The 6,326-nt window shown below is 71.0% G+C and carries 6 protein-coding genes; 1 reads left to right on the forward strand and 5 read right to left on the reverse strand.

Annotated elements, in window-relative coordinates:
* Window positions 1–185 precede the first annotated feature (185 nt).
* Window positions 186–1,157 (forward strand): homoserine kinase, encoded by a 972-nt coding sequence (locus VP06_RS31115; protein ID WP_048467696.1) that lies wholly within the window; start codon window positions 186–188, stop codon window positions 1,155–1,157.
* A 193-nt stretch (window positions 1,158–1,350) separates the two neighbouring features.
* On the opposite strand, the gene VP06_RS31120 is transcribed toward VP06_RS31115, so the two are convergent.
* The 5 genes from VP06_RS31120 to VP06_RS31140 all read right to left on the reverse strand — a co-directional run bounded on the left by VP06_RS31120 (window position 1,351) and on the right by VP06_RS31140 (window position 5,968).
* A complete protein-coding gene (locus VP06_RS31120; RefSeq protein WP_048467699.1) occupies window positions 1,351–2,100 on the reverse strand; it encodes an SHOCT domain-containing protein in 750 nt (249 codons plus the stop codon).
* 97 nt (window positions 2,101–2,197) lie between these two features.
* Entirely contained in the window at window positions 2,198–3,355 is a 1,158-nt protein-coding gene (locus VP06_RS31125) for a glycosyltransferase family 61 protein (protein ID WP_053082112.1), read from the reverse strand.
* 36 nt (window positions 3,356–3,391) lie between these two features.
* A complete protein-coding gene (locus VP06_RS31130; RefSeq protein ID WP_048467701.1) occupies window positions 3,392–4,768 on the reverse strand; it encodes a sensor histidine kinase in 1,377 nt (458 codons plus the stop codon).
* Between the two features lie 113 nt (window positions 4,769–4,881).
* A complete protein-coding gene (locus VP06_RS31135; protein ID WP_048467697.1) occupies window positions 4,882–5,559 on the reverse strand; it encodes a response regulator transcription factor in 678 nt (225 codons plus the stop codon).
* A 31-nt stretch (window positions 5,560–5,590) separates the two neighbouring features.
* Window positions 5,591–5,968, reverse strand: coding sequence for a PepSY domain-containing protein (locus VP06_RS31140; RefSeq protein ID WP_048467698.1), 378 nt, complete (start codon window positions 5,966–5,968; stop codon window positions 5,591–5,593).
* Window positions 5,969–6,326: the final 358 nt, after the last annotated feature.

The following is a 6,326-nucleotide window of genomic DNA, read 5'->3' on the forward strand; positions in this document are numbered from 1 at the left end:
GGTCAGGGGTGAGGGGGCCGCGGTTCTGAGTCTGGCTCGAACCGTTGCGCTGGCAGTGTGACAACCTGCGTTCTACGCGGAAGCGTCCCACCTTCCCCCCTCTCCCCTCTCCAGGCGATCCCAGGCCTCCTTCCGAGCGCCGACTTCCCGTTTCTCCATCCCCTTTCGAGCAAAGCAGAACGGCCGTGGCGGTCTATACCGAGGTTCCGGACGAGGCGCTGGCCGCCTTCCTTGCCGCCTACGAGATCGGCGATCTCCTGTCCTACAAGGGCATCGCCGAGGGGGTGGAGAACACCAACTTCATCCTGCACACCACGACCGGCTCCTACATCCTCACCCTCTACGAGAAGCGGGTGAGGGAAGGGGACCTGCCGTTCTTCCTCGGCCTGATGCAGCATCTCGCCGCCAATGGCCTCGCCTGCCCGCAGCCGGTCCGCACCCGCGACGGCGCCACCCTGGGGCGGCTCTGCGGCCGGCCGGCGGTGATCGTCTCGTTCCTGGAGGGCGTGTCGGTGCGCCGGCCGGGCGTCAGGCATTGCCGGGCGCTGGGTGCGGCGCTCGCCGGCCTGCACGCCGCGGGGGACGGCTTTCCGATGCATCGCCCGAACGCCCTCTCGGTCGCCGGCTGGCGCCCGCTCTTCGAGGCGGCAGAGGCCGATGCCGATCGTGTCGCCCCGGGGCTGGCCGCCCGCACCCGCGCCGATCTGGATCTCCTCGAGGCGTCCTGGCCGGAGAACCTTCCCGGAGGGGTGATCCACGCCGATCTCTTCACCGACAACGTGTTCTTCCTCGGCGACGAGGTGTCGGGCCTGATCGACTTCTACTTCGCCTGCACCGACGCCTTCGCGTATGATCTGGCGATCTGCCTCAATGCCTGGTGCTTCGAGGCCGATTATTCCTTCAACCGCACCAAGGGTCAGGCGATGATCGCCGCCTACCAGGCCGTGCGCCCGCTCGAACCCCGCGAAGTCGCGGCTTTGCCGCTGCTTGCCCGCGGTGCGGCGCTCCGCTTCATGCTGACCCGCCTCGTCGATTGGCTCAACGTGCCTCCCGGCGCCCTGGTGAAGCCGAAGGACCCGCTCGAATACGACCGCCGGCTCGCCTTCCACCGGAAGGTCGCGGCGGCGGAGGAGTATGGGTGGAGTCCGGGTCCCTGAGCATCATCCGCCGACCCGATCACCGGTTCGGCGAGGACGACGAAGCAAAAGCACGGACCCGAGCAGAGGTGCGCCATGCAGCTCCGCTCGGATGTGGGCCGACGTCAGCCACGGGATCGGTCCCGAGCGACCCGGGTCATCTGCCTATGGTGTCATCTCTGACGACGAGTCGCCAGGGCGCGACGGTGTCGCGTCACAGACGGGCCAGCAACTCCGTCTTCTTCGCGGCGAATTCGGCCTCGGTCAGCACGCCCTTGCGGTGCAGCTCCGACAGGCGCTCGATCATCCCGAACACGTCGCCGCTCGGCACGCCGGACGTCTGCGACGGCTGGGACGGCGTGAAGGACTCTGTGGAGAAAGGCTCCGGCGCGAAAGCGGGTGCGGGCGCGGCCTGGGGGGCGGGGCTCGCCTCCTGCGCCGGTGCCCCGACCACCGGCAGCTCCTCCAGCCGCACCGGGCCGAACTGGCTGGTGAAGCTCAGGGAATAGGACGAGCCCTGTTGCTGCGAGACGCCGCCGATCTGGTGGTCGCCGGTGTCGTAGACGGTCACGCGGCCGTTGGATTCGATGGCGAGGCGGCGGGCCTGCGGGAAGAAGGCGTAGCGCGCGTCGTTCTGCGAGCCGGAGGTCGCCGGCTGGCCCAGGCCCTCGGGCCACCACGCGCCGCCGGATCCGGTCCAGCCGAAGCCCTGGCTCTGCGCCGGCATCGCGGTGGAGAGCGGGGCCAGCTCGTCGCAGAGCGCGACCACCCGCGCCTTGAGGCCGGCATTGAACATGTCGCCGATCATCGTCATGCCGCCGGCGGACCACTGGCCCATGCCGCCGAGATCGGGATGGTTGAACTGCGCCATCTGCCCGTGGCCGCGGGCCAGCGCGTCGAGGAGGTGGCGGACGGCGTCTGGGCTGACACCGTGGCGGGCAGCGATCGCGTCGAGGTCGGGCATCATGGAATCGGCTCCGGGGGGTCGGCTGGGCTTAGCGCAGTCCATGCCGTGGGGGAATGCCGGTCCGCCTCTGTCGAGCCGCGTCAGCCGAGGCCCGTCACCCGAATCCTTGCAGCGCCTCGCGCAGGCGACCCAGCAGCCCTCCGGGCCGCGGCGGCAGGGGCGGAATGGTCGGCGAGAGGTGCCAGGCGCCGGGATCGCTGCGCAGGTCGTGGTCGCGCAAGCCGTCGATCCGGGCGATCTTGTCGAGCAGTTCGGCCGCCACGGTCTCGGGTTCCCGGAGCACGAAGTTCACCGTGAAGCCGTCGCCGACATGGCTGCTGGTGTCGACCGGGTAGTAGTAATGCGCCTGGGTGCCGGTGATGAGGTCGATCAGCCGGTAGGTCCCGCTCAGCGTGAGCCGGTCGGCAAGCGCGATCACCCGCCGCCCGGGGGGGGCGAAGAGCAGGGTGTGGAAGGCCGAGCCGTTGGCCCCCAGGATCACCCGGTGGCGGGCGAAGAGGCGCACCTGCTCGGGGAAGCTCAGGAGTTCGGGGTGGACGATCCGCACCCCCGCGCGCTCCAGCACGGCCGTCACCGCCTCCTCGTTGGAGAAGCGCCGCACGCCGCCCCTCAGGCGGGTCTTCGAGAGGTAGACCGGCTGCGGGTCGGCATCGATCTCCTCGGGCGCGTAGTAGCCGCGCCCGATCCGCCGGCACAGATCGGCCATGACCGGGAAGGCGTAATCGTCCTGCTGGAGGGCGGCCTCGGGCACCAGCAGCGTGCGGATCCGCACCGGGCGTCCAAACGAGGCGAGGTCCATCACGGAGAGGCCCAGCCGGCCGAGGATCTCCGGGATGAACGGGGTCGCGCCCCAGTTCGCGCCGAGCCCGGGGCCATGGCAGAGCAGGGTCGGGCGCAGGCCCCGGTCGTCGAGGTCGAGGAGCGGCCAGAACCGCGCCAGGGTGTTGATGACGAAGTGGCCGTAATGCGGGTGGATCGCCCCGAGATAGAGGTAGGTGCCGTCCGGCGCGATGTCGGTCACCGGGCCCTGCGGCTCGGGCCACGCGGTGGTCTGCCAGGTCGGGGTGCGGTCGGCGCTGTGGTGATCGAGGGATTCGGGCACCATCCGGCGGGCGGCGTCGAAGATCACCGGCACCTTGTCGAGCTCGGGCACCCGCGCGAGGTAGTGGGCATCCTCGACCAGGCGCAGGGCCGGGCGGCCCTGCCGCACGTCGGCACGGCCGTAGAACGCTTCGCTCCGCTGGAGGATCATGCCGCTCTTGAGAGTCCCGTCCTTTGGCGCGGGCCGTCAGACCTGCGCCGCCGGGCTCGCATCCCCCGGCACCTCGATCACTGCCCTTAAGCCGCCGAGGGTGGCCGCGTCGAGACGCAGGCGCCCGCGATACAGGGCGGCGAGGTCGGAGACGATGGAGAGGCCGAGCCCCGAGCCGGGCTTGGTCTCGTCGAGGCGCCGGCCGCGCGCGAGCACCGCGACCCGGGCCTCCGGCGGCAGGCCCGGCCCGTCATCCTCCACCGTGACGATGAGGTGCGGGTACTCGCCCTGGCCGATCACCTCGGCGCGGATCGAGACCCGGCCATGGGCCCACTTGGCGGCGTTGTCGACGAGGTTGCCGATCATCTCCTCGAAATCCTGCCGCTCGCCGCGGAAGCGCAGGCCCGGTGTGACGCTGGTCTCGAAGGTCAGGTCCTTGTCGTAGAAGATCTTGCCGAAGGTGCGGACCAGGGCCGCCACCACCGGCTCGACATCCGTAAAAGTGCCGAGCGCGCCAGCCAGTGCCGCGGCCCGGGCGCGGTCGAGATGGTAGTTCACCTGGTCGCGCATCACCGCGGCCTGCTCGCGCACCTTCACGGCCAGCTCGCTGGTGGCGTCCCCCGCCGACGCCTCGTTGACGATGATGCTCAAGGGGGTCTTCAGCGCGTGCGCCAGATTGCCGACCTGGGTGCGGGCGCGCTCCAGGATCTCGCGGTTGGTCTCGAGGAGCAGGTTCACCTCGCCGGCGAGCGGCGCGATGTCCCGCGGGTATTCCCCCGAGATGCGGTCGGCCTCGCCGCGGCGGATCGCGCCGAGGGCCGCCCGCAGCTTGATGAGGGGGGCGAGGCCGAAGCGGATCTGCAACAGGGTGGTGAGGCCGAGCGAGAGGCCGAGCAGCGAGAAGGTGGTGGTGAGCGCGAAGGTGAAGCGCCGCATGTCGGCGGCGATCTCGTCGGAGGGGCCGGCGACCCGCACGACGTAGCGGCCCTCCTCGCCGAGATCGACGGCGCGCTCAATGATGCGCAGCGGCCGGTCGTCCTGCGCCTTGCCGTAGCCCTTGCGCAACTGCCCGGCCCCGGCCTCGCCGATCGCGTTGTCGGGCGGCTGGAGCGGCACGCCGACCAGGGAGCGCGAGGTGCGCAGGTCCCGCGGCCGGGCATTCGGCCGGCCGACCTGCCAGTACCAGCCCGACAGGGGCAGGTCGAAGCGCGGATCGCCGAGCGCCCCGAAGCTGCGCGCCTCGGAATCGGAGGGCGAGACGAGGTTGGTGGCGAGATCGTTGGCATAGACGAGGAGCCGGCTGTCGAAGGCCCGCTCGGTGGTCTCGCGGTAGAGGGTCGAGAGGATCAGCCCGGCGATCAGCAGGATCAGCGCGCTGGAGATCAGCGAGGAGACCGCCAGGCGCACCGCGATCGAGCGCTTGCGCCACGGCCGCCAGCCGAACCACCGGCGCGGGGAGGCGCGGGCGACGCCGCCGGCGAGCCCCGTCTCCGGGGGCGCCTCGGCCGCGGCGCGGCCGGGACCGGTCACGGTTGCGATCCGCCGGCGCCTGCGTCGATCAGGTAGCCGAGGCCGCGCACGGTCTGGATCAGGTCGACCGCGAGCTTCTTGCGCAGGCGCCCGACGAAGACCTCGATGGTGTTCGAGTCGCGGTCGAAATCCTGGTCGTAGAGGTGCTCGGTCAACTCGGCCCGGGAGACGACCCGGCCGGTATGATGCATCAGGTAGGAGAGCAGCCGGTATTCGTGCGAGGTGAGCTTGACCGGGCTGCCATTGACGAAGACGCGGCCGGAGCGGGTGTCGAGCACCACGGGACCGACGCTGATCTGGCTGGTGGCGTGGCCGGCGGTGCGGCGCAGGAGCGCGCGGACCCGGGCCAGCAGCTCCTCCATGTGGAACGGCTTGGTGACGTAGTCGTCGGCGCCGGCATCGAAGCCGTTGACCTTGTCGCTCCAGCGATCGCGGGCGGTGAGGATGATGACCGGCGTTTTCACCTGCGCCCGGCGCCAGCCCGACAGCACCGAGACGCCGTCGGCCTTCGGCAGGCCCATGTCGAGGATGATGCAGTCATACGGCTCGGTCTCGCCCAGGAAGGCGCCCTCCTCGCCGTCGAACGCCTTGTCGACGGCGTAGCCCGCCTCCTCCAGGGCGCTCACGACCTGGCGGTTGAGATCCCGGTCATCCTCGACCACGAGCAGGCGCACGATCCGAACCCCTCTCCGTTCAAGCTCCGGATCACCATTGTCCGGAGACTTGTCCCGACCTGGCATCCACCATCACGTGCACGAACTGGCCGTCCTTGCGCAAGGCCGTCAGCATGTAGACGAGGACTTCGTCCCGGCGACAGAGATTGGCCCGCACGATGTCGGCCCGCGGCACGGCGGCCCGGGCGGCGCGGATCGCCGCCACCGGTTCCACCACGCGCTTCTCCGCCACTGCCTCGCGCAGGTCGCCGGAGGATAGGCAGGTCTGCGTCGCCGGCTTGGCCTTGACCGACCGGGCCGGCACCGCCCCGGTGGCGGTGTCGTCCCGCTCCTCCGCGGCCGCGAGCCAGCCCGACGCACCGGCGAGGCCGACGAGGGCAGGGAGCAGGAGGAGAACGAACTGGCGCATGCCGGGACCATCGTCGCCGGGCACTGAATGCACCCTGAATACGAAAGTATCGGCCTTCCGGTCCCGACCCGGTCACATCCTCGTGTGCCGCTAGGTCAGGCCCGACCGTGCGGTGATGCGATGCGGCCGCGCGGGCGCGGCCGAACCCAGGTCCCTGTTCGGCGCCGCTGCCGCGCCGCGCGTGTGGCCGCGCGGGCGCGGCCGAACCCAGGTCCCTGTTCGGCGCCGCTGCCGCGTCGCACGTGTGGCCGCGCGGGCGCGGCCGAACCCAGGTCCCTGTTCGGCGCCGCTGCCGCGTCGCACGTGTGGCCGCGCGGGCGCGGCCGAACCGACTCGGCGGACCGGCGGTTTAGGTTCA

This window comes from Methylobacterium aquaticum, assembly GCF_001043915.1.
Classification (GTDB): domain Bacteria; phylum Pseudomonadota; class Alphaproteobacteria; order Rhizobiales; family Beijerinckiaceae; genus Methylobacterium; species Methylobacterium aquaticum.

Bases quoted from the DNA above. Each gene is read 5' to 3' on its own strand.
- VP06_RS31120 (WP_048467699.1), bottom strand. From the start codon at position 2,100: ATGCCCGACCTCGACGCGATCGCTGCCCGCCACGGTGTCAGCCCAGAC.
- VP06_RS31125 (WP_053082112.1), bottom strand. From the start codon at position 3,355: ATGATCCTCCAGCGGAGCGAAGCGTTCTACGGCCGTGCCGACGTGCGG.
- VP06_RS31140 (WP_048467698.1), bottom strand. From the start codon at position 5,968: ATGCGCCAGTTCGTTCTCCTCCTGCTCCCTGCCCTCGTCGGCCTCGCC.